This is a genomic window from Nocardia sp. NPDC049149 (assembly GCF_043197455.1).
GTDB lineage: Bacteria > Actinomycetota > Actinomycetes > Mycobacteriales > Mycobacteriaceae > Nocardia.
The window spans coordinates 39,620-64,444 of the sequence record NZ_JBICTD010000012.1 but is presented as its reverse complement, the minus strand read 5'-3'; the positions used below and the strand labels follow the sequence as shown (position 1 = coordinate 64,444).

At 67.8% G+C, this 24,825-nt stretch carries 26 protein-coding genes; 17 read left to right on the top strand and 9 right to left on the bottom strand.

The window, feature by feature from the left end; translation table 11 throughout:
• Positions 1-14: 14 nt before the first annotated feature.
• From ACGFNJ_RS36945 to ACGFNJ_RS36935, 3 genes are read left to right on the top strand one after another with little or no spacing between them, the layout of a single operon-like run.
• Positions 15-1,628: an amidohydrolase family protein gene (locus ACGFNJ_RS36945; protein WP_393459467.1), complete on the top strand. Its 1,614-nt coding sequence runs from the start codon at positions 15-17 to the stop codon at positions 1,626-1,628.
• Positions 1,628-2,248: a bifunctional 4-hydroxy-2-oxoglutarate aldolase/2-dehydro-3-deoxy-phosphogluconate aldolase gene (locus ACGFNJ_RS36940; protein ID WP_393459464.1), complete on the top strand. Its 621-nt coding sequence runs from the start codon at positions 1,628-1,630 to the stop codon at positions 2,246-2,248. Before ACGFNJ_RS36945 ends, ACGFNJ_RS36940 begins: the two co-directional genes overlap by 1 nt.
• An 8-nt stretch (positions 2,249-2,256) precedes the next feature.
• A complete protein-coding gene (locus tag ACGFNJ_RS36935; protein WP_393459461.1) occupies positions 2,257-3,729 on the top strand; it encodes a GntP family permease in 1,473 nt (490 codons plus the stop codon).
• A 1,147-nt stretch (positions 3,730-4,876) separates the two neighbouring features.
• Here the strand turns inward: ACGFNJ_RS36935 and ACGFNJ_RS36930 are convergent.
• Positions 4,877-5,851 carry a helix-turn-helix transcriptional regulator gene (locus ACGFNJ_RS36930; RefSeq protein ID WP_393459458.1) on the bottom strand — a complete coding sequence of 325 codons (975 nt, stop codon included), beginning with the start codon at positions 5,849-5,851 and terminating at the stop codon, positions 4,877-4,879.
• Between the two features lie 339 nt (positions 5,852-6,190).
• On the opposite strand from ACGFNJ_RS36930, the gene ACGFNJ_RS36925 reads away from it, so the two are divergent.
• The gene (locus ACGFNJ_RS36925) at positions 6,191-6,355 is read left to right on the top strand and encodes a hypothetical protein (protein WP_393459455.1); all 165 of its coding nucleotides are present in this window, start codon (positions 6,191-6,193) and stop codon (positions 6,353-6,355) included.
• A gap of 25 nt (positions 6,356-6,380) precedes the next feature.
• On the opposite strand, the gene ACGFNJ_RS36920 is transcribed toward ACGFNJ_RS36925, so the two are convergent.
• Entirely contained in the window at positions 6,381-7,349 is a 969-nt protein-coding gene (locus ACGFNJ_RS36920) for a helix-turn-helix transcriptional regulator (protein ID WP_393459452.1), read from the bottom strand.
• Between the two features lie 62 nt (positions 7,350-7,411).
• Here ACGFNJ_RS36920 and ACGFNJ_RS36915 point away from each other — a divergent pair, with 62 nt between their 5' ends.
• Positions 7,412-7,900: a pyridoxamine 5'-phosphate oxidase family protein gene (locus ACGFNJ_RS36915; protein WP_393459449.1), complete on the top strand. Its 489-nt coding sequence runs from the start codon at positions 7,412-7,414 to the stop codon at positions 7,898-7,900.
• A 10-nt stretch (positions 7,901-7,910) separates the two neighbouring features.
• Here the strand turns inward: ACGFNJ_RS36915 and ACGFNJ_RS36910 are convergent, their stop codons facing one another.
• Positions 7,911-8,810 (bottom strand): LysR family transcriptional regulator, encoded by a 900-nt coding sequence (locus tag ACGFNJ_RS36910; protein ID WP_393459446.1) that lies wholly within the window; start codon positions 8,808-8,810, stop codon positions 7,911-7,913.
• A 109-nt stretch (positions 8,811-8,919) separates the two neighbouring features.
• Here ACGFNJ_RS36910 and ACGFNJ_RS36905 point away from each other — a divergent pair, with 109 nt between their 5' ends.
• Positions 8,920-9,624, top strand: coding sequence for an SDR family oxidoreductase (locus ACGFNJ_RS36905; RefSeq protein ID WP_393459443.1), 705 nt, complete (start codon positions 8,920-8,922; stop codon positions 9,622-9,624).
• A gap of 14 nt (positions 9,625-9,638) precedes the next feature.
• Here ACGFNJ_RS36905 and ACGFNJ_RS36900 read toward each other — a convergent pair whose 3' ends face one another.
• The 3 genes from ACGFNJ_RS36900 to ACGFNJ_RS36890 form a co-directional block, all read right to left on the bottom strand.
• Entirely contained in the window at positions 9,639-10,322 is a 684-nt protein-coding gene (locus tag ACGFNJ_RS36900) for a Clp protease N-terminal domain-containing protein (protein WP_393459441.1), read from the bottom strand.
• A gap of 119 nt (positions 10,323-10,441) precedes the next feature.
• A complete protein-coding gene (locus ACGFNJ_RS36895; protein WP_393459438.1) occupies positions 10,442-11,215 on the bottom strand; it encodes an isocitrate lyase/phosphoenolpyruvate mutase family protein in 774 nt (257 codons plus the stop codon).
• Entirely contained in the window at positions 11,212-11,901 is a 690-nt protein-coding gene (locus tag ACGFNJ_RS36890; protein ID WP_393459435.1) for a hypothetical protein, read from the bottom strand. Before ACGFNJ_RS36890 ends, ACGFNJ_RS36895 begins: the two co-directional genes overlap by 4 nt.
• Positions 11,902-11,966: 65 nt before the next feature.
• Between ACGFNJ_RS36890 and ACGFNJ_RS36885 the strand changes: the two genes are divergently transcribed.
• Positions 11,967-12,683, top strand: coding sequence for an ArsR/SmtB family transcription factor (locus tag ACGFNJ_RS36885; RefSeq protein WP_393459432.1), 717 nt, complete (start codon positions 11,967-11,969; stop codon positions 12,681-12,683).
• Between the two features lie 6 nt (positions 12,684-12,689).
• Here ACGFNJ_RS36885 and ACGFNJ_RS36880 read toward each other — a convergent pair whose 3' ends face one another.
• Positions 12,690-12,890: a hypothetical protein gene (locus ACGFNJ_RS36880; protein WP_069166153.1), complete on the bottom strand. Its 201-nt coding sequence runs from the start codon at positions 12,888-12,890 to the stop codon at positions 12,690-12,692.
• Positions 12,891-13,027: 137 nt separating this feature from the next.
• Here ACGFNJ_RS36880 and ACGFNJ_RS36875 point away from each other — a divergent pair, with 137 nt between their 5' ends.
• Together ACGFNJ_RS36875 and ACGFNJ_RS36870 are read left to right on the top strand one after the other, a co-directional pair.
• Positions 13,028-14,008, top strand: a complete 981-nt coding sequence (locus ACGFNJ_RS36875; RefSeq protein WP_393459428.1) for a redoxin family protein — start codon at positions 13,028-13,030, stop codon at positions 14,006-14,008.
• Positions 14,005-14,565 carry a hypothetical protein gene (locus tag ACGFNJ_RS36870; protein WP_393459425.1) on the top strand — a complete coding sequence of 187 codons (561 nt, stop codon included), beginning with the start codon at positions 14,005-14,007 and terminating at the stop codon, positions 14,563-14,565. The genes ACGFNJ_RS36875 and ACGFNJ_RS36870 overlap by 4 nt, the downstream gene beginning before the upstream one ends.
• Before the next feature lie 157 nt (positions 14,566-14,722).
• Here ACGFNJ_RS36870 and ACGFNJ_RS36865 read toward each other — a convergent pair whose 3' ends face one another.
• Positions 14,723-15,955: an FAD-dependent monooxygenase gene (locus tag ACGFNJ_RS36865; RefSeq protein ID WP_393459422.1), complete on the bottom strand. Its 1,233-nt coding sequence runs from the start codon at positions 15,953-15,955 to the stop codon at positions 14,723-14,725.
• Between the two features lie 113 nt (positions 15,956-16,068).
• On the opposite strand from ACGFNJ_RS36865, the gene ACGFNJ_RS36860 reads away from it, so the two are divergent.
• The 7 genes from ACGFNJ_RS36860 (at position 16,069) to ACGFNJ_RS36830 (ending at position 22,802) form a co-directional block, all read left to right on the top strand.
• Complete coding sequence (locus ACGFNJ_RS36860; protein ID WP_393459419.1) at positions 16,069-16,656, top strand: hypothetical protein; 588 nt, start codon at positions 16,069-16,071, stop codon at positions 16,654-16,656.
• 134 nt (positions 16,657-16,790) lie between these two features.
• Positions 16,791-17,864 (top strand): N-acetyl-gamma-glutamyl-phosphate reductase, encoded by a 1,074-nt coding sequence (gene argC, locus ACGFNJ_RS36855; RefSeq protein ID WP_393459416.1) that lies wholly within the window; start codon positions 16,791-16,793, stop codon positions 17,862-17,864.
• A gap of 14 nt (positions 17,865-17,878) precedes the next feature.
• Positions 17,879-19,087 (top strand): bifunctional glutamate N-acetyltransferase/amino-acid acetyltransferase ArgJ, encoded by a 1,209-nt coding sequence (argJ, locus tag ACGFNJ_RS36850; RefSeq protein ID WP_393459988.1) that lies wholly within the window; start codon positions 17,879-17,881, stop codon positions 19,085-19,087.
• Entirely contained in the window at positions 19,084-20,016 is a 933-nt protein-coding gene (gene argB, locus ACGFNJ_RS36845; protein ID WP_393459413.1) for an acetylglutamate kinase, read from the top strand. The genes argJ and argB overlap by 4 nt, the downstream gene beginning before the upstream one ends.
• Positions 20,013-21,236: an acetylornithine transaminase gene (locus ACGFNJ_RS36840; protein WP_393459410.1), complete on the top strand. Its 1,224-nt coding sequence runs from the start codon at positions 20,013-20,015 to the stop codon at positions 21,234-21,236. Before argB ends, ACGFNJ_RS36840 begins: the two co-directional genes overlap by 4 nt.
• Positions 21,233-22,210: an ornithine carbamoyltransferase gene (gene argF, locus ACGFNJ_RS36835; RefSeq protein WP_393459407.1), complete on the top strand. Its 978-nt coding sequence runs from the start codon at positions 21,233-21,235 to the stop codon at positions 22,208-22,210. The genes ACGFNJ_RS36840 and argF overlap by 4 nt, the downstream gene beginning before the upstream one ends.
• Before the next feature lie 76 nt (positions 22,211-22,286).
• Positions 22,287-22,802 (top strand): arginine repressor, encoded by a 516-nt coding sequence (locus tag ACGFNJ_RS36830; RefSeq protein WP_393459404.1) that lies wholly within the window; start codon positions 22,287-22,289, stop codon positions 22,800-22,802.
• Between the two features lie 3 nt (positions 22,803-22,805).
• On the opposite strand, the gene ACGFNJ_RS36825 is transcribed toward ACGFNJ_RS36830, so the two are convergent.
• Complete coding sequence (locus tag ACGFNJ_RS36825; RefSeq protein ID WP_393459401.1) at positions 22,806-22,964, bottom strand: hypothetical protein; 159 nt, start codon at positions 22,962-22,964, stop codon at positions 22,806-22,808.
• Between the two features lie 249 nt (positions 22,965-23,213).
• On the opposite strand from ACGFNJ_RS36825, the gene ACGFNJ_RS36820 reads away from it, so the two are divergent.
• Positions 23,214-24,416 carry an argininosuccinate synthase gene (locus ACGFNJ_RS36820; protein ID WP_393459398.1) on the top strand — a complete coding sequence of 401 codons (1,203 nt, stop codon included), beginning with the start codon at positions 23,214-23,216 and terminating at the stop codon, positions 24,414-24,416.
• Positions 24,417-24,825 lie beyond the last annotated feature (409 nt).

The following is a 24,825-nucleotide window of genomic DNA, read 5'->3' as shown; positions in this document are numbered from 1 at the left end:
TGAGCCCGAAAACCATGACGGACCTACTTTTTCGTGACATCGACGTCATCGACGGGACGGGTGCACCCCGCTTCCGCGCTGATGTCCTCGTCGAGCGTGGCCGGATCACCCGGATCACCGATCCCGGCAGCATTGCTGAGGCCGGGCGCATCGTCGACGCGGGGCCCGGCGCGGTGCTGTGCCCCGGCTTCATCGACATGCACGCCCATTCGGACCTGCATCTGCTGACCGAGCCCGGCCACTTCCCGAAGATCAGCCAGGGGATCACCACCGAGGTGGTCGGGCAGGACGGGATTTCCTACGCGCCGATCGACGATGCCACGCTCGCCGTGGTGCGCCGCCAGATCGCCGGGTGGAACGGCAATCCCACCGACCTGGATTTCTCTTGGCGCACCGTGGGGGAGTACCTGGATCGGCTCGACCGCGGGATCACGCCCAACGCCGCCTATCTCGTGCCGCAGGGCACGCTGCGGCTGCTCGTGGTCGGCGCGGACAAGCGCCCGGCGACCACCGCCGAGATCGACCGGATGCGGGAACTGCTCGCGCAGGGACTGCGCGAGGGCGCGGTCGGCATGTCGAGCGGGCTCACCTACACGCCTGGAATGTACGCCGACACCGGCGAATTGGCGGCGTTGTGCGAGGTGGTCGCCGAGTTCGGTGGGTTCTACGCGCCGCACACCCGCTCCTACGGCGCCGGTGCGCTCGAGGCGTACGCGGAGATGATCGAGCTGGCTCGCCGTACCGGATGTGCGCTGCATCTCACGCACGCCACCATGAATTTCCACGTGAATCGCGGTCGCGCACCGGAATTCCTGGCGCTCATCGACGCCGCCCGTGCGGACGGCTGCGACATCACACTGGACACCTACCCGTATCTGCCAGGGGCGACGACCCTTTCGGCGTTGCTGCCCAGCTGGGCGATGTCGGGTGGGCCGGACGCCGCGCTCGCTCGCCTCGACGACCCCGAGGCCTTGTCGCGCATCACCGAAGACGTGACAGTGCACGGGTCCGACGGCTGCCACGGCGTCACCATCGAATGGGACACCATTCAAATCAGCGGCGTCGCCAACGCGGAACTCGACCCTTACGTTGGTCAGCGGCTCGACGAGATCGCCGCGGACCGCGCCATGGCGCCGGTCGAGGTGTTCTTCGATCTGCTGCGCCGCGACCAGCTGGCGACCAGCGTCCTGCAGCACGTCGGCCACGAGGAAAACGTGCGCGCGATCATGGTGCACCCGGGGCACATGGGCGGCAGCGACGCGCTGCTCGCCCCGGCCCGCCCGCACCCGAGGGCCTGGGGCACCTTCCCGCGCTACCTGGGCCACTACGTCCGCGAACTCGGCGTGCTCGAGCTGGAGGACTGCGTGCATCACCTGACCGGTCGGCCCGCCGACCGGCTGCGGTTGCGCGACCGCGGCCTCGTATTCACCGGGTACGCCGCCGATCTCGTCGTGTTCGACCCGGCGAACGTCGCCGACACCGCGACCTTCGACAACCCGAAACAGCAGGCGCACGGCATCCGCCACGTGCTCGTCAACGGCGAATTCGCCATCGACAACGGCGCACCCACCGGTGTGCTCGCCGGGCGCGCGTTGCGGATGGACGTCTCGCGAAAGGAGACCTACTGATGACCTCGGCCATGACGGTGATCCGCGCCGACAGGGTGCTCAGCGTGGTCCGTGCGCCGGAGATTCCCGATCCGGTCGCGCTGGCGCAAGCGCTTGCCTCGTCCGGCATTCGGGCGTTGGAGCTCACCTTCACCACGCCCGGCGTGCTCGGCTACCTCGCCGCCGCCGCGCAAGCCGAGGGCGCGGTCGTCGGTGTCGGCACCGTGCTCACCGGCGAACAGGCCAAGGCCGCCATCGACAGCGGCGCACGCTTCCTGGTCACGCCGGGGCTGCGCGCGGACGTGGCGGAAGTGGCGGCGCAGCACGACATCCCGGTCGTGATGGGCGCGTTCACGCCGAGCGAAGTGCTCACCGCACTCGACCTCGGTGCGGCCGCCGTGAAAATCTTCCCCGCCCGTGCACTCGGGCCGGGATATCTGAAGGACCTGCGTGGTCCGTTCCCTGACCTGGCGCTCATCCCTTCCGGTGGCGTCAATGCTGGTAACGCAGCCGAATTCCTTGCCGCGGGCGCAGTCGCCGTCACGGCGGGCACCGATGTCGTTGCCCCTTCCGATGTCGCGGCGGGCCGGTGGTCCGAGATCGCCAGCCGCGCGGCGTCGTTCGTTCGATCCATGAATTGAGGAACACCATGGGTGCTGTCGATTGGCTGCGCACCACCACCCCAGGGCTGCTCGTGCTCTGCGGGCTCGCGATCGCCGTATTGCTGTTCGCCATCATCAAGGTCAAGCTGGAGCCGTTCATCGCGCTGCTGCTCACCGGCCTTGCGCTCGCTCTCGCCGCCGGGCTACCGGTGTCGAAGATCGTCGGAACGGCGATCAAAGCCGGTGATTCGTTGCTGGAGACCGGGTTCGGCGGCATCCTCGGGCATATCGCCGTCATCATCGGCCTCGGCACGGTGCTCGGCGCGATCCTCGAACGATCCGGTGGCGCCGATGTTTTGACCGGCAAGCTGCTGAATCTGTTCGGCGAGAAGGGCGCACCGTTCGCGATGGGCCTGCTCGGGCTCATCTTCGGCATCCCGGTGTTCTTCGACATCGGCATCTTCGTGCTCGCACCGCTGATCTATGTGGCGGCCAAGCGCGGTGGGCGTTCGCTGGTCCTGTACGCGATGCCGATGCTGGCCGGGTTGTCCATGACGCACGCGTTCCTGCCGCCGCACCCGGGGCCGGTTGCCCTCGGCGGGCTGCTCGGCGTGAGCCTCGGCTGGTTGATCCTGATGGGATTCGTCTGCGGCCTCCCCGGTTTCGTTGCGGCGGGCATCGTGTGGGGCACCTACATCGGTAAGCGGATCCACGTCGAGGTGCCGGACGAGTTCCTGGTGCGCAAGGAAGAGGAAGCCGCTCTCGATGGGGGAGAGCGGGTTTCGGACGATGCGGGCGCCGACGGCTCGGGTGGCGGTGTCGCCACCAAGACGGTCACGACGACCCCGCCGTCGGTCGGCCTGATCGGCGCGATCATCGCCATCCCGCTGGTGCTGATTCTCGGTGCGACCTTCGGCACTCAGCTGTTGGACAAGAACTCTCGTCTGCTACAGGTGCTGACGTTCTTCGGCACTCCCGCGGTGGCGCTGCTCATCGCCGTGCTCGTCGCGTTCTACGTGCTCGGTGTGCGGCGCGGGTCGACCGTGCAGGAACTCAGCACGCTCACCGCCGAGTCGCTGCGGCCGGTCGGCATGCTGCTGCTGGTCGTCGGCGCAGGTGCCTTCTTCGGAAAGGTCATCTCCGCCACCGGAATCGGCACCGCACTCGCCGACACCATGTCGGCCGCCGGGCTGCCGGTGATCGTGCTCGCCTACATCATCAGCTGCGGCCTGCGCATCGCACAGGGCTCGGCGACCGTCGCCATCGTCACCACCGGCGGCATCGTCGCGCCACTGGTGGCCGACCACGGCTACTCGCAGATCTCGATCGCCTTGATCGCCATGGCCATCGCAGCAGGCTCGATCATCCTCAGCCACGTCAACGACGGCGGCTTCTGGATCATCGCAAAGTTCTTCAACCTCACGGTAAAACAAACCCTGCAAACCTGGACCGTCCTGGAAACCATCCTCTCCGTAGTGAGCTTCGCGGTAGCGGCGATCCTCTTCGCCATCGTGAGCTGACCAACACCCACTACCCCGAACACCGCCATGTCCCGTTCGGTGGGATGTCCTCTCACGAGTGGTACATGGTGGAGGCGACACGCCGTAAACGCCTCCACCATGTACCACTCGTGAACCTCTACCCACGCGAACGGGACATGGCTGCACCAACTCTCGCGCCGGAGCCTCTCCGAGGCGGCAAGCCTCGCATCGACGGGAGGAAAGTGGTCGCCGAGCGTCATCGACGGGAGTGCAATGGTTGTTGCCCCATCGACGGGAGTCAAATGGTTGATCAACTTCATCGACGGGAGTCATATGGTGGCAGTACGCACCGAGACGCCCACCATTTGACTACCGCCAACCTCCCTCGAGATCACTTCCCCGAAAGGTCTTTGAACCGGACCACAGCCAAGCAACCCGGTCTGGAACAAGAGAACACGCACCTGACAGCGGAGGTCAGCCGGGTACGGCACACGACGCCACCACGCTATCCAGTGCAAACCCCGAAACCGTCCCGCTCGCCAGGAAACCGTTCAACCCGCGGATAAACCACCACCCCAAACGCAACACGCCCTACGAAACCCGCACCAACCCCCCAAAGCCGCGCCCCTCCCGAAGCCGCGCCTGTCCGAGGCCGCGCCTGTCCGAGGCCGCGCCTGTCCGAGGCCGCGCCTGTCCGAGGCCGCGCCTGTCCGAGGCCGCGCCTGTCCGAGGCCGCGCCTGTCCGAGGCCGCGCCCCACGGGGCGGGTTGGTCTGCGCACGTGCCGCTTTGGGCTCGGCGAAGGCAAAGCTCCTTCGGGTCCACGGTCTCCTGACGAGTACGGCAGCCAAGGGTTTGCACCGGATAGCGTGGTGGCGTCGCCTGCCGTACCCGGCTGACCTCCGCAGTCGCTCACGCGTTCTCTTGTCCCAGCCGGGTTACTTGGCTGTGCTCCCGTTTCGAGAACTTCAAGATCAAAGACAGAGATTCAAGATCAAAGACTCTGTGCCGCACACTTTCTGTCTTCCCGCACACGATTTTGCATGCCAGATCGTGTGCGGGAAGACAGAAGGTGTGCGGCTGCTGCGGTTTCAAGATCGGAGGCTTCGAATCCGCACTCGTTCTGTGGATTCGCACTGGCTCTGGGCTGCCAGAAGGGGTGCGGATCGACAGAAGGGGTGCAGACTTTACTCGGGTGGGGTGGGGAAGTTGTTGAGGGAGGTGGTGCAGCGGGCGGCTTGGGCGCGTAGGGCGGCGACGAGTTCTGGGGGGCCGCTGAGGAGGGTGAAATCGATGTCGACTGCGGTGATCATCCAGACGAGGGCTTCGGGGGTTTCGGCGCCGACTTGCAGGCGGCAGGTGTTGGCGTCGACCGGTTCTACGGTGCCCATGCCCGGCCAGACGTTGGGGGCCGCCTCGGTGGCCGATACGTGCAGGAGCACCGTTGCTTGGCTTGGCCATGCGCGGCTGGACAGCTGCCGTGAAAGGTAGACCGCGACATCGCCTTCCGGTGGTTCGCGCGGGGTGAAGCGCGGGCCGGTCGGGATGCGTGGGGTCAGCCGGTCGGCGCGGAAGGTGCGCCAGTCCGCGCGGTCGACATCCCACGCGACCAGGTACCAGTGGCGGCTGAAATGCACAAGGGTGTGCGGTTCGACCAGTCGAAGGGTGGTTTCGCCGCTGTGCGCGCGGTAGTCGAACCGCAGGCGTTCGTGCCGCGTGCACGCCTCGGCGACCGCCATCAGCGTGTCCGGTTCGACAGCAGCACCTGGCGCGCCGACACGTAACGTGGCGCCGCGCAATGTCCGGACCCGGTGTCGCAACCGCGGCGGCAGCACCTGCTCCAACTTGGTCAGCGCTCGCAGCGACGACTCCTCGATCCCGGCCACCGTCCCGCCGGACGCACTGCGCAGTCCGACCGCCACCGCGACCGCCTCCTCGTCATCGAGCAGCAGCGGCGGCAGCGCCGCACCCGCGCCGAGCCGATAACCGGCCGTCCCCTGCGTGGCGTGCACCGGATACCCGAGGTCCCGCAGCCGATCGACATCGCGCCGCACCGTCCGCCCGGTCACCCCGAGCCGTTCGGCGAGCTCCCCACCCGTCCAGTCCCGATGCGTCTGCAACAAAGCAAGCAACTTGAGCAGCCGCGCCGACGTCTCCAACATGCCCCCAGCATGGCAGACAGTTAGGAAGGCTCCAGTCCTAAGATGACCCAATGGTGGCGCGCTCCCACTGCGTCATTGCACTCGGTGATTCCTTCACCGCCGGGCTTGTATTCGCCGTCCGACTGGCGGACCGGCCAGGGCGTAACCGTCGCACCCGACACGCACCACTCAAATGAAGCCGCACCGGTTCTGGAACCGGTCGACTGATCAGGGGGCACTGACGGCGGCATCGCCCGAGAAGTCCCCGCCGCCAGATCCCCCTCGATGCGAATCCGCCTCTGTGCTCCCGCATGTTGAGATTGTTGGCCGCTGGTGTGAATTCGCGACATCGTGTGGTGGATGAAGTACGACTACGGGGGGCCGCTTCGTAGCGCTGGCGAGGTGTTTGCCGGGCCGACACGCGGCGGCCAAGGGCAGGGCGCGACCGTTGTGCGCGACATCGCGGGGCGGATGGAGTGTGACCGCGAAAGCACGTTCGTTGTGCTGGCGGAACCCGATTCGTGATCGGCGACTTGCGTGTGGTTTTTCGTCATCCGCGGTAGAGATCGTGCATTCGGGCTGCGGTTTCGGCGAGCTTGGCGCGCACGTGTGGTGGCTCGAGGACTTCGGCGTATTCGCCGAGCGGGAGCAGGCCGTGTGTCAGTACGTCGTAGGACTCCGACGACAGGGTGAGTTCGACCCAGCCGTCGGCGTCCGGTTCGCTCGCGGAGGCGAGTGCGGCGGTGACTGCGGCGGGCTCGTTCATGAGCCGGAGCATGCGGAGATGGGTGGTGGCGATGCGGCAGCGGGCGTGCACGCGCAGCATGGATTGTGCGAAGTCGTCGGCGGCCGAGGACCAATGCGCGGCCAGGTCGAAATCTGCTGGGCGGTCGAAGGATTCGCCGGTCGGTTCGGCGGCGAGGATGCGGCTGACCCGGTAGGAGCGGATTGCGTCGCCGCCCATCGCCACCAGATACCAGGTGCCTGCCTTCATGACCAGGCCGAGCGGGTCGAGGTGGCGGTCGACGACCTTGTCCTTGCGGCCGTAGCGCACGGCGAGTCTGCGGTCGTGCCAGAGCGCGTCGGCGACGGTGTTCAGCGTGGGGGTTTCGTCAGGACGGTGGAACCAACCGGGTGCGTCGATGTGTACTCGCTCGGCGATTCGGGTTGCGCGGCCGCGTAATTCGGGCGGCAGTGCGGCGAGCACCTTGAGCTGCGCTGTCGCCAGCACCGTGCCGAGCCCGAGATCGGCTGCCGCGCCGGGTAATCCGGCCAGCAGCACCGCATCGGCTTCGTCGGCGTTCAAGCCGGTCAGCCGAGTCCGATACCCGGCGACCAACTGCACACCACCTGCGCGGCCCGGCTCGCTGTACACCGGTACTCCTGCCGCTGACAGTGCGTCGATATCGCGGTAGACGGTGCGCACCGACACCTCGAGCTCCTTGGCGAGCTCGCCTGCGGTGACGCGCCCGCGCGTTTGCAGCATCAGCAGCAGCTGCACCAGTCGACTCGCTCGCATGCGCCAACATTAGCCAGAAACCTTGACAGCAGGTGTCAGCAATAGACCGTACCGTCGACGACATGACCACTTGGAGCACATTCGCCGACGAGGCGCCGCACATCGCCACCCTGTTCACCAAGCGGCACCAGGCCACCGGAAACCTCTGCATGCTCGGCACCCTTCGCTCGGACGGATTCCCGCGAATCAGTCCGGTGGAACCACGGTTCTTCGAGGAGCACCTGGTGATCTCGGGCATGCCAGGCACCACCAAATTCCGGGATCTGGCCCGCGACCCCCGCTTCTGCCTGCACACCGCGACCGTCGATACCCACGTCAGCGAGGGCGACGCCAAATTGTTCGGCACCGTCGTCGACCTCCCGGACAAGGACTTGCACGTCCGCTTCGCCCAGGCACTGTTCGACGACACCGGCTTCGACATCCGCGGCCGGGAATTCGACCATTTCTACGTCGCCGACTTGACCGGCGCCTCCACCGTCGAGCTCATCGACAACAAGCTCGGCATCACCATCTGGAAGCCGGGCGAAGGTGAGCGTGTGGTCCACAAGTGACCACCGCGGGTCAGTCTCGTGGTCTGAGCTGTGCCGTGATCGCCGCGGGAACCGGCACGCCGCGCCGCCGGACCTCCGCCTGAAATCGTTGCACCAGTGCGTCTTCCGGTGCTGTCGTCAGGCAGACGACGTCACGGACCAGGCGCGGGCGCAGGCTGCGCACGGTGCGGGGGAAGGTCGCGGTCAGTGCGCTCATCGGCACGAGCGCGATCCCGAGGCCCGCGGAGGCGAGCTGCGCGGCGGTGGTGGCCTGCCGGGTCCGCGTCGCGGCGTCGAGCGTGACGCCGGATGCCGCGGCGATCTCGTCGAGCCACGCGCCGAGCCCGTTGTCCGGGTGATAGTGCACCACCGGCTGTTCGGCGAGTTCGGCGAATGTCGTCGGTGGTTCGAGGTCCGCGGCGGCGACCGCGACGATCTCCTCGGATCCGATCACCTCGAGCCGCCCATCCCATCGGGTCGGCCGTGGTCCGATGCCGATATCGGCGGCGCCGGTTGCCACCAGCTCGGAAAGTGCTTCGGCACTGGTCATTTCGTGCAAGGTGAGGTGCACGGCCGGATGGCGCCGCCGCCAGCTCCGCAATACCGGCGCGAGCAGTCCGGCGGTCATGGTCTCGGCACACGCGATGCGCAACTGCCCCTGTGCGCCGGTCGCGACACCACGCCCGACGCGCACCACTCGCTCGGCCGCCGCCAGCGCGGCCCGCGCATCGTCCGCGATCGCCCGGCCCGCCGCGGTGGCCCGTACGCCACGCGGCAAGCGCTGCACGACCGATGTGCCGATCTCGCGTTCCAAGGCCGCGATCTGATGCGACAGCGCAGGCTGCGACATGTGCAGGCGGGCCGCCGCTTCGGTCACCGAACCGGCGTCCAGCACGGCGATCAGGCATTCCAAGGCCCGCAAGGTTGCCATTCGGAGATCCTATCGGAATAGGAGAAAAGATCGATATCACGATGGGATTGCCATATGAGGGCGCCGCGTTGGGACTCCACGAAGGGGAACCACTACGAGGAGGCATCGCATGACAGGCTCGATGGACGGCAAGAAGCTCGTCATCATCGGCGGCAATTCGGGCATCGGACGACAGCTCGCGACCGACGCCATCGCTGCGGGCGCGAACGTCGTCCTGGCCGGACGGAATCCGGTGGCTGCGGCGGAATCCGCCCAGTTACGCACCACCACAGTCGATCTCGCTGACGAAGCGGCAATAGAACGGTTCGCGGACGAGGTCGGCGAGCTGGATTACCTGGTGTCGCTGGCCACTCAGCGCGCCAACGGCCCGGTCGCTGAGCTGGCCAAGGAGGCGATGGTTGCGGCCTTCGACGCCAAGGTGATCGGCCCGATCCTGCTGGCCAAGCATTTCGGCGCGCGGATCCGCGAAGGCGGTGCGATGCTGCTGTTCTCCGGTGTCGCGGCATGGCGTCCCGAACCCGGCCGGGTGATCATGGCCGCCGCCAATGGCGCGGTGAGCTTTCTGGCGCAGGCGCTTGCGGTCGAACTCGCACCGATCAGGGTCAACGCGCTGTCGCCCGGCATCGTGGACTCCGGTGCGTGGGATGGGTTGGGCGCGAACAAGGATGAGTTCTTCGCCGGCGTCGCCGCACGCAATCCCGCTCGCCGCGTCGGCAGTTCGGCCGATATCGCCGCGGCCGCGCTGCTCGCGCTGACGAACCCGTTCCTGACCGGCACCACCCTGCACGTCGACGGCGGTGGCCGACTCGCCTGATCCGGCAGCGCCGATCAGTCCTGGCGCGGCAGGTGGTTGCGTACTTCGATGGCGAGCTGTTCCGGATCGATGCCGAGCGCGTCGAGCGCGGGACGGACCGATGCATCGTCCATAGCCAGCACTCCGAGCAGGATATGGCCGATATCGACTGTGGCACTGTCATTTTCGTTCGCTTCACGGTGCGCGTGAGTAAGTGCCCTCCGAGCCTGCTTGGAGTAGAACAGTTGCGGCTGGCTGACCCAGGACTCGGCGGCGGAGCGGAATGCCTTGCGCAGGTCGTCGTAGGTGAATCCGAGCGTCCGGATCGCGGTACCGGCCGCGGTGTCGGGTTCGTCGGCGGCAACCTTGGTCAAGGCGAGGAGCAGGTGGCTCGGTTCGATGTGCTCGTGATTGAGCGCCTGCGCTTCCCGCAGGCTGTTCTCGAGCACGGTCTTGGCCTGCCTGGTGAACGGAATATGGGTGGTGGTAACAAGTTCCGCGGTGCCGAGCGCCGTATCGAGCCTGGCTCGCGCCTCGGGCGGATCGATACCGAGGTGCGCGAGCGCGCGTGCGGTGGTTGCCGCAGAACCTGTCTCGCACGCGAGCAGGATGGCGAGCAGGATGTGTTCCGCGCCAATGTAGTTGTGGCCGTGCAAGCGCGCCTGTTCCTGCGTCAGCACGATCACTCGCCGGGCCTGGTCGGAGAACCTCTGGAACATGGCGACCCCCTTATCGGCCGTCCGCCGCTGTCTTTCGATGGTAGTCGGCTGCCGGGGTGATATGTCGGGGTTGGCCTGCGGGCGGGAGATGACGGGGCCTCGTCATCTCCCGCCGCGTACTACTCGGTGAGGGCCTGGATTTGCCGGTAGCCGGGGGCGTCGATCAGCTGGGGTGTGTTGTCGCGGACCGCGCGGGCCGTGTCGACCGCCGCCGCGAGTGCCGTGCGGTAGAGCAGCGAGCCCATGCTGATCCGGCGGACGCCGAGGTCGGCGAGCGCCGCGACCGACGGACCGGTTGGCGAGTGCAGGATGTTGACGGGCAGCGGGGTGGCTGCGACGAGGCGCGCGATCACGTCGGGGATGGCGAGTCCCGGCACGTAGATACCGTCGGCTCCGGCGTCGGTGTATCGCGCGGCGCGGTCAACGGTGGCGTCGGTGTCGAGCACGGACCAGAAGGTGTCCACCCGGGCGTTGACGAAGAGCTCCGGCGCGTTGGCCTTGACCGCGGCGATCAGCTCGGCGTGATGATCCGGTTCGGCCAGTGTCGATTCCGGGCGGCCGTCCTCCAGATTGATTCCCGCGACGCCCAATTCGGCCAACGCGGCCGCGAATTCACCGACTTCGGTGGGGTTTTCACTGAAACCGTGCTCGATGTCGATGGTCACCGGGATCGGAAGTCGCGCCATCAGCTCGGCCAGCGCCATCGTCGCGCCGGCGGTGGCGCCCGCCGCGTCCGGGAGTCCTGCCGCGACGGCAACGCCGAGGCTGGTGGTGCCGATCGCCGGGAATCCCGCCTCGGCGAGGAGCGCGGCGGAACCGTAGTCCCACGCGCACGGCAGCACGAGTGGCTGCGGGCCTTCGTGCAGTTCGCGGAAGGTCTTCGTCTTGTTCATGCTGTTCCTTCGATGATGCCTGCGGCGAGGGCAAGGGCGTGTGCGCGGCCGGGGCACGCGTGTGGTCCCGCGCCGAAACCCAGTCCGGGATGGCGCATGTCGAGCTCGATCACCGCGCCGTCGACGACCCGTCTGGTCGAGCGAAGTGGCGGGTTCTCGTCCATTGTTCGCTGGAGGATCTCGTCGGCGGTGCCGTCCGAGTCCGTCTGCTCGGCGTTGGTCACCAGGGCTGCGGTCGCCGCGCATGCCTGCACCAGCAAACAGATGCGCGCCGCGGTGCGCTCGTCGGTGACGCCGCCGCAGGCCGCGACCAAGTCCGCGACCGCGACATCGGCCGCCGGATTATCGGGTTCGTACGGTTGATAATGGGCGGCGACCAGCGCTACTGTCTCGACCGAAACATCCGACAGTCCAAGAACTTCCAGCAGCACACGGACGTGGGGGAGCGGACCGGTCGCGGTCCGCGCTCGCCGCCGCAGCTCGTCAGGAGCCAGCTGGCCGAGTTCCGCGACGACCAACGCACGTAAGCGCTGATGCGCCGGCCCGTCGCAAAAGCGCGGCACATGCGCACGCAGCCAGTCGATGCCGATCGGCGAATCCACCGGCGGCACCGTGGGCACCGGCGCGCTGACCAGCACGGCCCGTACCTGCTCGGGGGCGGTGAGTTCGCGAACTGTCCGATTCATGACCGTGACCGTATCCCCGTGTCGTTTCGGTGGCCGCCGAAACGTTCGCGCACCATCATGGGGTTGTGTCATCCCGAGGAGCCGAACTCGCAGGCCTTGCGGCCTTGCTCGCCGACAAGACGCGTGCCGACATGTGTCTCGCGTTGGTCGACGGCCGCGCTTGGACCGCGGGCGAGCTCGCCCGGCACGCCGGCGTTGCCGCTTCCACCGCGACCGAACACCTGAATCGGCTGCTCGACGGCGGCTTGCTGGTCGAACGCCGCCAAGGTCGCCACCGCTACGTCCAGCTGGCAGGCTCGCACGTTGCCGAACTCCTCGAGTCCATGCTCGCCCACGTCGAGCCACCGCGCCCCGCCGTCACCAATCTTCGAACAGCCACCGTCGCAGCGGCTTTGGCGCGCGGCCGCACCTGTTACGACCATCTGGCCGGGCGACTCGGCGTCACGATCACCGACGCGATGACCACTCGTGCCCTGCTCGACCAGGGCGGTGGCTTCGCCCTCACCGAGGCGGGCCTCGCCTGGCTCACCGGCCCTGTCGGTGTCCCCGCAGCCGCCCTGCATGCCACCCGCCGCCCGGTTGCCCGCCCCTGTCTCGACTGGACCGAACGCCGCACCCACCTCGGCGGCACCGCCGGTGCCCAACTCTGCCGCCGCCTGCTCGACCTCGACTGGATTTCGCGCGTCGGCACCGGCCGCGCCATCCGCGTCACTCGCACAGGCGAATCCGGCCTCCGCGACCTCCTCGGCATCGAACCGTCCACACTCCAACTGGATTCTTGAACCCCGCTACGAGTAGTCCCGCAGTTGACGGATCTGGTGCGCGATGCGCGCGATCATCCCCGCGAGCATGCGCGCAGCCGCCTCGAGCCGATCGAGTAGGTCGCTGAGGTCGTCCTCGGAGGCCCGCCCGACATCGAGCCCACGCAAGCCCGCGAGCGCTCGCTCCAGCGCTGTGAGCTGGTCTTCGAAGGCTCCGTTCGAACGCATGTTCTAATGATAGCGCATGTGGTCGCCGAGTCCGCGCCGACTTCTTCGCCCGCATCGCGGCTCTAGTGCTGCATCTGGCTTGACTCGTCCCTATGGGGACGGCTTTACCGTTGCAGGCGAGGAAGGGAGCTGGTCGGATGCGGGCGAAGCAGGTTGCCGACGCGGCGGGTGTGACGGTGAAAGCGCTGCGGCATTACGAAGCGCTGGGCTTGATCCAACCGGTGCGCAGGCCGAACGGTTACCGGGAGTACAGCGACATCGACGCGCGCTGTGTGGCCGAGATCCGCCTGCTCGCCTCGCTGGGGCTGCACCTCGGCGAGATCGGTCCGTTCCTCGACTGCCTGCGGCAGGGGCACGAACCCGCAGATCACTGTCCGGAGTCGTTGGCGGCCTACCAATCCAAGATCGATCAACTCGACTTGCTGATCACCCGCCTGACACACGATCGCGACGAGCTCACCCGGCGTATGTATGCGGCCGCTCGTCGCGGCTTCGGACTCGACAACGACAAGTACGACGAGACAGGAATTGCCTTGCTGCCACAGGCCGACCCACTCCCCGAGAATCTGCCGGTACCTCAGGATGACGGCGCCGCCGACCATCTGCCGGGTATGACGATCCCCGCACTGACCTTCGCCGCGAGTGACGGCGCCGAGATTCGATTGGACACCGTCTCTGACGGCAGGTGGGTGCTGTTCATCTACCCACTGACCGGCGAGCCCGGCACCGATATTCCCAAGGGCTGGAACGAGATTCCAGGTGCCCGCGGTTGTAGCCAGGAGGCATGCGGCTTCCGTGACAACTTCCCGGATCTGCACGCCAGAGGAGTGCACCGCGTCGTCGCCCTGTCCAGCGACGACGCCGAATATCAACGGGCGCTGGCCGATCGGCTGCATCTGCCCTATCCGATGGTCTCCGACCCCGAGCTCGCCCTGGCACAAGCACTGAAACTACCGACCTTCGAGGCCGGCAACGCGACGCTCTATAAACGGGTGACAATGGTCCTGCGGGGCAACACAATTGAGCACGTCTTCTATCCGATCTTCCCGCCGGACACCCACGCTGCCGAAGTCGTGCGGTGGCTCACGGCCAACCCTGACAGAGGAACGACATCATGACTCGAACCCTCCGCTCCGCTGCGCTTGTCGCTCTTGCAATGATCGTGACCACCGCTGTCGCACCCGTCGCCGGGGCAGACCACGATCAGCGGATCACCCTCAGCGGAAAGACGCTGTGCGATCTGGGCGTCAATCCGAAACAAGAAGTCGAGATGACCGTCGAGGGCGCGGTCACCGATGCGGGGCAAACGATTTCGCTCACCGGTGCGGCTGGAACGGTGCGGCTCAACTCGGCCGTCAAGTCCTTGTTCCTGCTGTGGGGAGCCGATTCCGTCGGCGGTGCCGTCGGCAAGCTGCCCGTCGCCGCATCGAACGCCACGCCGCCGACCATCGATGCGGCCGCAGGCCAGGCGCTGCCGTTCGCGAAGACCAAACTCGATCGCGACACCCCGGAAATTCTGCTGAACTTCCCCGCTCAGTCGACCTTCGGTGCCGGGCCGTTTACCCGAAATGGCAGCGGCAGTGTCGATTTCACGCTCGGTGGAGGCTGGGACTTCTCGGTCCGGCTGTTCAATTCCGCCGGACAACCCATCCGCGACGTCCCCTGCCGCAGGTAAGGACGCTCAGCCAGCACCGGATGCAAGGACGAATCAAGTGACAGGCTGACTTTGTTCGACCTGCCCGGTGCGGGTCCGGCATTGGCGGCCGCGAGAGCGTTGTGGGAGGGCAGCTCTCGCGGTTGATCGCGCTGAAAGACGCTGCCCTGCTGTTGGATCACGCAGAGTGCACAAGGCTCGGGGCGTCTGCGCCCTGTGACCCGCGGCCGTGCTCGCTGTTGGCCATCGCCTTGGCGATCAACGGGCGCACCAGCTTCGACTGGACCGCGCGCATCACAAAGGCGTTGAACCAGATCCCCAGGGCCGAGTTCGGCGCCACCATCGCGACGCGACCCGGCGGGAGCTGTTGCGCCGAGGCGGCCCGCGGCCGCATCGCCGCCTCGAAGGCCGCCAGCGCGGCGGGCAGCCGGTCCGGATCGTCGAGCACCTCGGCCGACCGGAGCGCCGCGGTCAACTCGGCCGCGCCACGCAAGGCCAAGGCGGTGCCGAGGCCGCTGAGCGGGCTTGCGCACCAAGCGCTGTCGCCGACCAGCACCACCCGACCGTCGTGCCAGCAGGGCATCTCGACCTGGTCGAAGGTGTCCAGCGCGAAGTCCGGCGCCTGCCGTGCCGCGGCAAGGAATTCCTGCGTGCGCCAGCCGACTCCGGCGAAAGTGCGCTCCAGCAGCGCGAATTGGGCTTCGCGGTCGTGCCGCGGCGGCAGCGTGTCGGCGGCGAAGGTGAAGCCGATTTCCTGCTGCCCTTGGTGACCGGGCCTGGCCTCCACGCTCAGGCGGCCTGGCGTGTTGTGCATCAGGAACCAGCCGTCCAATGCCGGCGTTTCCGGCGTTTCGGTGAGGGTGAACCAGGCGTGTGCCAGGCCGAGTGGCTTGCGGTAGTTCTCTTCGGGGCCGAAGCGCAGCGCGCGTACTCGGGAGTGCGCGCCGTCGGCGCCGACCACCAGGTCGAATTCCGCTGTCTCGCCGGTGCGGAACCGGGCGAGCACTCGGTTTCCCTTGTCCTCCAGCGCTTCCACGGTTTCACCGAAGCGGCGCGTCACGCCGGGCCCTGCAGCCTCGTGGATGATCCGCGCGAGATCGGTGCGCAGCAGTTCCTCCTTCGACACCAAACCCTGCCCGTCGAACGCCTCCACCGGCATCGCGGCGAGCCGACGTTCGTCGGCGGTGATCCATGCCGCTCCGCTTTGCGGGACCAGGCAGCCGAGTGCCTGCTCGAGCAGGCCTGCCTCCTGCAGTACTTCTCGGGAATCACCGCGCAGGTCGACGGTCTGACCGCCGGTGCGCAGTGCGGGCGCGATCTCGGCGACGGTCACCTCCCAGCCGTCCCGTTCCAGGAACAGCGCGAGCGTGTCCCCTGCGATTCCGCCACCGACGATAAGTGCGCGTGCCATGACCGTGTTCTCCCTGCGTCGTGTGCCCTTCCGGGCCACTGATGCGAACGATTCGCCTTAACGATAAACAGCAGGCGAGTGCAAATGCAAGTGCTTCGCGTTAATATGGAGACGTGACCCAAGCGACAGGAGTAACCCGCCCTGGTGGACGGACCGCCCGCACCCGGGAGGCCGTGCACGCGGCCACCCGTGAACTGCTGGCCGAATCCGAGGACGGCACCGTCGAGATCGCGGCGGTGGCCGCTCGTTCCGGTGTGCACATCGCCACGATCTACCGACGGTGGCGCACCGCCGAGGGTTTGGTCATCGACGCGGTCGTGCAGGATCTCGGCGCTCGCTCACCGCTGCCCGCGACGGGCGATCTGCACGCCGACATGCTCACGTACGCGACGAATCTGCTCACCGATCTGCGGCAGCCCGACCATCTGACCTTCTTCCGGGCGATGGCGCGGGCCGCGGGCGGCGGCGAGACCGGGCTGCTCGATATCGCGCAGTTCGCCGAACCGCGCATGCGGGAGATTCAGGCCACTCTCGATGCCAGCAACACCACCGTGCTGAACGGCAGGGACGTATTCGAGCTCATCTTGTCTCCGGCCTACATCCGCGCATTGCTGTCCAATTCCATGGACCCGGAATCCGACGCCCCGCGCCTGGTCGACAACCTCATTGCCGTGCGGGACCACCGCCTCGCACGCGCGTGACCCCGAGCTCGGCGTCGATCGGCGGGTGTTTCTCGTGCGGGAGTTGGGTAAGAATGGCGTGACGACCGATGCCGTCGGCGGACGAGCTAGGGGCAGCGTGTGAATGAGCTTGCATAGTCGTGCATAATCATCACATGGTTGATTCGGTGCACGCGCCGGAGCCGACCGGGCCTGTATTACGGGTCGCGGTGGCCGGGGCGAGTGGGTACGCGGGTGGGGAAGTGTTGCGTCTGCTGCTCGGTCATCCGGCATACCGCGAGGGGCGCCTGGTGATCGGCGCGCTGACCGCGGGCGCGAACGCCGGGACGGTGCTCGGCGAACTGCAGCCCCACCTGCTGCCGCTGGCGGATCGCGTGCTCGCGCCGACCGATGTCGAGGTGCTCGCCGGCCACGACGTGGTCTTCCTCGGTCTGCCGCACGGGCAGTCCGCCGCGCTCGCCACGCAGCTGCCCGCCGACACGGTGATCATCGACTGTGGCGCCGATTTCCGGCTGACCGATGCGCAGGCGTGGGAGAAGTATTACGGCAGCGCGCACGCGGGCAGCTGGCCGTACGGGCTGCCCGAGCTGCCCGACGGCCGCGAACGCCTGCGTGGCGCACGCCGGATCGCCGTGCCCGGCTGCTATCCGACCGTCGCCAGTCTTGCGCTCGCGCCCGCGATCGCGGCCGGAATCATTGCGCCGCAGGTGAATGTCGTCGCGGTGAGCGGAACGTCCGGCGCGGGCCGCAAGCTCGATGTCGGACTGCTCGCCTCCGAGGTGATGGGTTCGGCACGCGCCTACGGCATCGCCGGCGCGCACCGGCACACGCCGGAGATCGCGCAGAACCTGAAGGCGGCGGGCGGAATCGACGTCGCGGTGTCGTTCACGCCGGTGCTCGCGCCGATGCCGCGCGGCATCCTCGCGACCTGCACGGCGCCGACGACGGTCGATGCCGAGCAAGCCCGCGCCGTCTATGAAAAGGCTTACGCCGACGAACCTTTCGTGCACCTGCTGCCGGAAGGTGTGCTGCCCCAGACCGGTGCGGTGCTCGGCTCCAACGCCGTCACCCTGCAGGTGGCGGTGGACGCCGCCGCAGGCCAGCTGGTGGTGATCGGCGCGATCGACAATTTGACCAAGGGCACCGCGGGCGCCGCGGTGCAATCCATGAACCTGGCCGTCGGATACGACGAGACCGCAGGACTTTCCACCGTAGGAGTGGCACCGTGACAACATCCGCAGCGATTTCGACCGAGGCAGGCAAGCTGGTGCGCAACCAGGGCGTCACCGGACCGCTCGGCTTCCGCGCGGCCGGTATCGCGGCGGGCATCAAGGCCAGCGGAAAGCCGGACCTGGCACTGGTTTTCAACGAGGGCCCCGAGTATGCGGCGGCAGGCGTCTTCACCCGCAACAAGGTGAAAGCCGCACCGGTGCTGTGGTCGCAGCAGGTGCTGTCCGGCGGTCGGCTGCGCGCGGTGATCCTCAATTCCGGTGGCGCCAACGCCTGTACCGGCCCCGGTGGGTTCCAGGACACCCACAAGACCGCCGAGGAACTCGCTGCCGCATTGAGCAACTGGGGTTCCGAGACCGGCGCGGGGGAGATCGCGGTCTGCTCAACGGGTTTGATCGGCGACCGGCTGCCGATGGACAAGGTGGTGCCCGCGATCACCGAGATCGTGCACGAGATGGGCGGCGGCCTCTCCGGCGGCCTCGACGCCGCGCACGCCATCATGACCACCGACACCGTGCCCAAGGAAGCGGCGTTCCACCACCGCGACAAGTGGAACGTCGGCGGCATGGCCAAGGGCGCAGGCATGCTCGCCCCGTCGCTGGCGACGATGCTGGTGGTGCTGACCACCGACGCCGCCGTCACCGCCGATCAACTCGATCAGGCGCTGCGCAACGCGACGGCACGCACCTTCGACCGCCTCGACGTCGACGGTTCCTGCTCGACCAACGACACCGTGCTGCTGCTGGCCAACGGCGCCAGCGAGGTCACCCCGAGCCAGGCCGACCTCGACGCCGCGGTGCTCGCGGTCTGCGACGATCTGGCCGCCCAGCTGATGGCCGACGCCGAGGGCGTCACCAAACGGGTGCTGATCACCGTCGCCGGCGCGGTCAGCGAGGACGAGGCGGTCACCGCCGCCCGCACCGTCGCGCGCGACAGCCTGGTCAAGACCGCGCTTTTCGGCTCGGACCCGAACTGGGGCCGGGTGCTCGCCGCGGTCGGCATGGCGCCGGTGACCCTCGACCCGGACCGGATCTCGGTGTCGTTCAACGGAAATCCGGTCTGCATCGACGGCGTCGGCGCGCCGGGCGCCCGCGACGTCGATCTGTCCGGCGGCGATATCGAGGTGCGGATCGACCTGAACGTCGGTGACGCCGCCGCCACCATCCGCACCACCGACCTCTCGCACGGATATGTCGAGGAGAATTCGGCGTACAGCTCATGACGAGCCAACTCCGGCACGAACTTTCGGCGCTCGACAAGGCGCATGTCCTCGCCGACGCACTGCCGTGGCTGCAGAAGTTCCGCGACAAGATCGTCGTGGTGAAGTTCGGCGGCAACGCCATGGTCGACGGGGAACTCGAGCGCGCGTTCGCCGCAGACATGGCCTTCCTGCGGACCGTCGGCGTGCACCCGGTGGTGGTGCACGGCGGCGGACCGCAGATCAGCGCGATGCTGAAAAAGCTTGGCCTGGAAGGGGAATTCCGCGGCGGCTTCCGGGTGACCACCCCCGAGGTGATGGACGTCGTGCGGATGGTGCTGTTCGGGCAGGTCGGCCGCGAACTGGTCGGCTTGATCAACGCGCACGGCCCGTACGCCGTCGGCATCTCCGGTGAGGACGCGCGCCTGTTCACCGCGACTCGCCGCACCGTGGAGGTCAACGGCGAGCCGACCGATATCGGACTGGTCGGCGACGTCACCGAGGTGAATCCGGACGCGGTGCTCGACCTGATCGACGCGGGCCGCATCCCGGTGGTGTCCACCATCGCGCCGGACGTCGACGGCGTGGTGCACAACATCAACGCCGACACCGCCGCCGCCGCGCTCGCCGAGGGCATCGGCGCCGAGAAACTGGTGGTGCTGACCGATGTCGAGGGGCTGTACACGGACTGGCCCGATCGGTCCTCGCTGATCAGCCGCATCGACGCGGCGGCGCTCGCCGAGTTGCTGCCGCGACTGGACGCGGGCATGGTGCCGAAGATGGAGGCCTGCCTGCGCGCTGTGCTCGGTGGCGTGCCGACCGCGCACGTCATCGACGGCCGCGTCCCGCACGCGGTCCTGCTGGAACTGTTCACCGGAGAAGGAATCGGAACGATGGTGACGCCTGCCCTGTCTTCGAACGGGATCGGCTCGCCGGACGGAACGAAACAATGAGTACAGACCAAGATCTGCAGTCGCGGTGGTCCGCCGCCATGATGAACAACTACGGCACGCCGAAGATCGCGCTGGTGCGCGGCGCGGGCGCGGTGGTGTACGACGCCGAGGGCAACCGCTATCTGGATTTCCTCGGCGGCATCGCGGTCAACAGCCTCGGCCATGCGCATCCGGCGATTCTGGAAGCCGTCACCCAGCAGCTCGGCACGCTCGGGCACACCTCGAATCTCTATGCCAACGAACGGGTTATCGAGCTGGCCGAGCGGTTGCTCGCGCATTTCGGCGACGGTTCCTCCGCCGACGGGCACAGCGGCAGAGCGTTCTTCTGCAACTCGGGTACCGAGGCGAACGAGGCCGCGTTCAAGATCGCGCGGCTGACCGGGCGGCGCAAGATCATCGCGTGCGACGAAGCGTTCCACGGGCGGACCATGGGCTCCCTCGCCCTTACCGGGCAGGCCGCCAAGCGGACGCCGTTCGAGCCGATGCCCGCGGGCGTCGTGCACGTGCCCTACGGTGACGCCGCCGCGCTGGAAGCCGTTGTCGACGAAGACACCGCCGCGGTGTTCCTCGAGCCGATGATGGGCGAGAGCGGCGTCGTCGTTCCGCCGGTCGACTATCTGGTCAAGGCGCGCGAGATCACCGCGCGCCACGGTGCGCTGCTGATCCTCGACGAGGTGCAGACCGGCATCGGCCGGACCGGAAAGTTCTACGCGCACCAGGCCGTTGGCATCGTGCCCGACGTCATCACGCTGGCCAAGGGCCTCGGCGGCGGGCTGCCGATCGGCGCGGTGCTCGCCACCGGCCCGGCCGCCGACCTGCTGACGCCCGGCTTGCACGGCACCACGTTCGGCGGCAATCCGGTCTGCGCGGCGGCCGCGCTCGCCGTGCTGCGGACCATCGACGAACTCGACCTGCTCGCGCACGTCGAGTCGGTCGGCAAGCGGCTCGCCGACGGCATCGAACTGCTGGAGCATCCGTTGGTCGACCACGTGCGCGGGGCGGGGCTGCTGCTCGGCATCGTGCTCACCGACGACGTGTCCGCACATGTCGAAGCCCAGGCGCGGGCGGCGGGATATCTGGTGAATCCGGCCAAGCCCAACGTCATTCGGCTCGCGCCGCCGCTGATTCTCACCGAGACCCAGGCCGATAATTTCGTCGCCGATCTGCCAACGATTCTGGATGCGGCGACCCAAGATGCGAAGGAGGCTGCGGCGCAATGACTTCGGCACAGCACGCGGTGACCCCAGCACTACCCGGTATTCGGCACTTTCTCCGTGACGACGACGTGAGCCCGGCCGAGCAGGCCGAAATCCTCACGCTCGCCGCCGAGCTCAAGCAGGCGCCGTTCTCGCAGCGGCCGCTGGAGGGGCCGCGCGGCGTCGGGGTGATCTTCGAGAAGAACTCCACCCGCACCCGGTTCTCCTTCGAGCTCGGCATCGCCCAGCTCGGCGGGCACGCGGTGGTGGTGGACGGCCGCGACACGCAGCTCGGCCGCGAAGAGACGCTCGGCGACACCGGCCGGGTGCTCTCCCGGTACGTCGACGCGATCGTGTGGCGGACCTTCGAGCAGCATCGGCTCGACGAAATGGCCGTGACCGCAACGGTTCCGGTGGTCAACGCGCTGTCCAACGAGTTCCATCCGTGTCAGGTGCTCGCCGATCTGCAGACCCTGGTCGAACGCAAGGGCAACCTGACCGGACGCAAGCTCACCTATTTCGGTGACGGCGCCAACAACATGGCGCACTCACTGCTGCTCGGCGGTGTCACCGCCGGGCTGAACGTCACCATCGCGGCGCCGCCCGGTTTCGAGCCGCTGCCGTGGATCCTGGAAGCCGCGCGCAAGCGGGCCGCGGACACCGGCGCCACCATCACGCTGACCGAAGACCCGGTCGCCGCTGCCGACGGCGCGGACGCGCTGGTGACCGATGGCTGGACCTCGATGGGCCAGGAGAACGACGGGCTCGATCGCGTCGGTCCGTTCCGCCCGTTCCAGCTGAACACCGAGCTGCTCGCCTACGCGCAGTCCGATGCCGTTGTGCTGCACTGCCTGCCCGCACATCGCGGCGAGGAGGTCACCGACGACGTGCTCGACGGACCGCACAGCGTGGTCTGGGACGAGGCGGAGAATCGGCTGCACGCGCAGAAGGCGCTGCTGGTGTGGTTGCTGGCCAAGCGAAACAACGGCTCGGCATGAGCGAGCGTCAGCGAGTGAATCAGAGGCTCAGCGCGCGGACGCGCACGGCGGAGCCGAGCGACAGCGAGGCGCAGTCGTGAGCGTCACCCATCCCGAATCAGGCAAGGCGGGCCCGGAAATCGCGCGCACGCGCGCCGGTCGGCAGTCGCGCATCATCGAACTGCTGACCGCGCACGCGGTGCGCAGCCAGACCGAGTTGGCCGCGCTGCTTTCGGCCGAGGGCATCGAAACCACCCAGGCCACGCTCTCGCGTGATCTCGATGAGCTCGGCGCGGTGAAGTTGCGCGCGGCCGACGGCGGCGCGGGCGTCTATGTCGTCCCCGAGGACGGCAATCCGATCCGCGGCGTCATCGGCGGCACCGATCGCCTGGCCAAGCTGCTCGGCGATCTGCTGGTCTCCACCGACGCCAGCGGCAACATCGCCGTGCTGCGCACTCCGCCCGGCGCCGCGCACTTCCTGGCCAGCGCCTTGGACCGCGCGGCGTTGCCGTACATCGTCGGCACCATCGCCGGTGACGACACCATCGCCGTCATCGCCCGCGAACCGCTGACCGGGGCCGAACTGGCGGCGAAGATCGAAGAGATCGCCTGACGCTCAGGAGAACGGGTACTGTCCGCCGCCGCCGCGCGGCGACGTGCCGTTGCCCGGGGTGCTCACGTCGATGATGTCCTGGATGAGGTTGACGATGGCGCGGCCGACGTCGAGGACGCCGTTGCCGAGGGTGCTGAATTCTCCCGCGATGTAGTGCAGCATTGCGTCCGTCCTTCTGCCTGCCCGAAGGTTGCCGTTTTCAGGGTCGCACATGGGCGTGGCCGCGCCAAGGGGTCTTATTCGCTTGATGGGCACTGACTTTCGCGAACGAACCGGGCGGCTGGTGCCGCCTTCCCACCCCCGGGGGTGAATGGGCTTGCATCATCGTGCATAATCATTTGCAGGACGGAGCGTCGGGAGACCGGTCCGCGCCGCCATCATCGAGCATCGAAACCGAGGAGCACACAGACCATGTCGGAACGCGTCGTACTCGCCTACTCAGGTGGGCTGGACACCTCCGTGGCGATCAGCTGGATCGCCAAGGAGACCGGTGCCGAGGTGGTGGCCGTGGCCATCGACCTCGGCCAGGGCGGCGAGGACATGAACGTGGTGCGCCAGCGAGCGCTGGACTGCGGCGCCGTCGAGGCGATCGTGGTCGACGCGCGCGACGAATTCGCCAACGACTACTGCCTGCCGACCATCCAGGCGAACGCGCTCTACATGGGCCGCTACCCGCTGGTGTCGGCGATCAGCCGCCCGCTCATCGTCAAGCATCTCGTCGAGGCCGCCAAGTTCCACGGCGCGACCACCGTCGCGCACGGCTGCACCGGCAAAGGCAACGATCAGGTGCGCTTCGAGGTCGGCATCGGCGCGCTCGCGCCCGACCTGAACGTGATCGCGCCGGTGCGTGATTATGCGTGGACCCGGGAGAAGGCCATCGCCTTCGCCGAGGAGAACGCGCTGCCGATCAACGTCACCAAGAAGTCGCCGTTCTCGATCGACCAGAACGTGTGGGGTCGCGCAGTGGAAACCGGCTTCCTCGAGGACCTCTGGAACGCGCCGACCAAGGACGTCTACGACTACACCGCCGACGCGACCGTCAACTTCGAGGCGCCCGACGAGCTCATCATCACCTTCGAACGCGGCATCCCCGTCGCGATCGACGGCCGCCAGGTGAGCGTGCTGGAAGCGATCGTCGAGCTGAACGACCGCGCGGGACGGCAGGGTGTCGGCCGCCTCGACATGGTCGAGGACCGGCTCGTCGGCATCAAGAGCCGCGAGATCTACGAGGCGCCCGGCGCCATCGCGCTCATCACCGCGCACCAGGAGCTGGAAGCCGTCACCGTCGAGCGCGAACTCGGCCGGTACAAGCGGCAGGTCGAGCAGCGCTGGGGCGAGCTGGTGTACGACGGCCTGTGGTTCTCGCCGCTGAAGCGCGCGCTGGACGCGTTCGTCGGGGAAACCCAGGAGCACGTCTCCGGCGAGATCCGGATGGTGCTGCACGGCGGCAGCGCGGTCGTCAACGGACGCCGCTCGGAGCAGTCGCTCTACGACTTCAACCTGGCGACCTACGACGAGGGCGACACCTTCGACCAGTCGCTGGCCAAGGGTTTCGTGCAGATCCACGGTCTGTCGTCGAAGGTTGCGGCCCGTCGGGATTTGAACCAGAAGTAAGCAGTCGGGGCTTCTCGCCGGGCCCGTTCCGTGTCGTGTGCTTAGGCGCGCGTCGGGTTCGGCGAGAAGGTCTGTGTCGGGTTCGGCGGGAAGATTCCGCGTCGGGCTCGGCGAGTAGGCCGAAGTCTGATCTGGCGAGTATGAGTCGGGACCTGACGAGTGGGCCTGAAATCGGGCTCGGCGAGTGGGCTGCAGTCGGACCTGGCAATGGCTCTCGACGGCCCGAGCCGGGCTCGGCAGTGCGCCCAAATCAGGGCTTGGTGAAGGTCCCGAGTCAGGCTTGGTGAAGGGGCTCAGCTCAGGTTTGGCGTGCGGCGCGTGCGGGAGTGTCCCGTCGACCTCGGGCGCAGGAAGCGGTCGTAGTCTCGAAGACGGCCGGTGCGGGTCGTCGGCGGGAAGGGTATGCAGA

Excerpts from the sequence above, each read along its gene's own strand:
- ACGFNJ_RS36900 (WP_393459441.1), bottom strand. The coding sequence starts at position 10,322 with ATGTTCCAGAGGTTCTCCGACCAGGCCCGGCGAGTGATCGTGCTGACG.
- ACGFNJ_RS36895 (WP_393459438.1), bottom strand. The coding sequence starts at position 11,215 with ATGAACAAGACGAAGACCTTCCGCGAACTGCACGAAGGCCCGCAGCCA.
- ACGFNJ_RS36820 (WP_393459398.1), top strand. The coding sequence starts at position 23,214 with ATGTCGGAACGCGTCGTACTCGCCTACTCAGGTGGGCTGGACACCTCC.
- ACGFNJ_RS36945 (WP_393459467.1), top strand. The coding sequence starts at position 15 with ATGACGGACCTACTTTTTCGTGACATCGACGTCATCGACGGGACGGGT.
- ACGFNJ_RS36825 (WP_393459401.1), bottom strand. The coding sequence starts at position 22,964 with ATGCTGCACTACATCGCGGGAGAATTCAGCACCCTCGGCAACGGCGTC.
- ACGFNJ_RS36915 (WP_393459449.1), top strand. The coding sequence starts at position 7,412 with ATGACCACTTGGAGCACATTCGCCGACGAGGCGCCGCACATCGCCACC.
- argB (WP_393459413.1), top strand. The coding sequence starts at position 19,084 with ATGACGAGCCAACTCCGGCACGAACTTTCGGCGCTCGACAAGGCGCAT.
- ACGFNJ_RS36935 (WP_393459461.1), top strand. The coding sequence starts at position 2,257 with ATGGGTGCTGTCGATTGGCTGCGCACCACCACCCCAGGGCTGCTCGTG.
- argC (WP_393459416.1), top strand. The coding sequence starts at position 16,791 with ATGGTTGATTCGGTGCACGCGCCGGAGCCGACCGGGCCTGTATTACGG.
- ACGFNJ_RS36870 (WP_393459425.1), top strand. The coding sequence starts at position 14,005 with ATGACTCGAACCCTCCGCTCCGCTGCGCTTGTCGCTCTTGCAATGATC.
- ACGFNJ_RS36925 (WP_393459455.1), top strand. The coding sequence starts at position 6,191 with ATGAAGTACGACTACGGGGGGCCGCTTCGTAGCGCTGGCGAGGTGTTT.
- ACGFNJ_RS36940 (WP_393459464.1), top strand. The coding sequence starts at position 1,628 with ATGACCTCGGCCATGACGGTGATCCGCGCCGACAGGGTGCTCAGCGTG.
- argF (WP_393459407.1), top strand. The coding sequence starts at position 21,233 with ATGACTTCGGCACAGCACGCGGTGACCCCAGCACTACCCGGTATTCGG.
- ACGFNJ_RS36865 (WP_393459422.1), bottom strand. The coding sequence starts at position 15,955 with ATGGCACGCGCACTTATCGTCGGTGGCGGAATCGCAGGGGACACGCTC.
- ACGFNJ_RS36880 (WP_069166153.1), bottom strand. The coding sequence starts at position 12,890 with ATGCGTTCGAACGGAGCCTTCGAAGACCAGCTCACAGCGCTGGAGCGA.
- ACGFNJ_RS36890 (WP_393459435.1), bottom strand. The coding sequence starts at position 11,901 with ATGAATCGGACAGTTCGCGAACTCACCGCCCCCGAGCAGGTACGGGCC.
- ACGFNJ_RS36875 (WP_393459428.1), top strand. The coding sequence starts at position 13,028 with ATGCGGGCGAAGCAGGTTGCCGACGCGGCGGGTGTGACGGTGAAAGCG.
- ACGFNJ_RS36905 (WP_393459443.1), top strand. The coding sequence starts at position 8,920 with ATGACAGGCTCGATGGACGGCAAGAAGCTCGTCATCATCGGCGGCAAT.
- ACGFNJ_RS36910 (WP_393459446.1), bottom strand. The coding sequence starts at position 8,810 with ATGGCAACCTTGCGGGCCTTGGAATGCCTGATCGCCGTGCTGGACGCC.
- ACGFNJ_RS36930 (WP_393459458.1), bottom strand. The coding sequence starts at position 5,851 with ATGTTGGAGACGTCGGCGCGGCTGCTCAAGTTGCTTGCTTTGTTGCAG.
- ACGFNJ_RS36840 (WP_393459410.1), top strand. The coding sequence starts at position 20,013 with ATGAGTACAGACCAAGATCTGCAGTCGCGGTGGTCCGCCGCCATGATG.
- ACGFNJ_RS36920 (WP_393459452.1), bottom strand. The coding sequence starts at position 7,349 with ATGCGAGCGAGTCGACTGGTGCAGCTGCTGCTGATGCTGCAAACGCGC.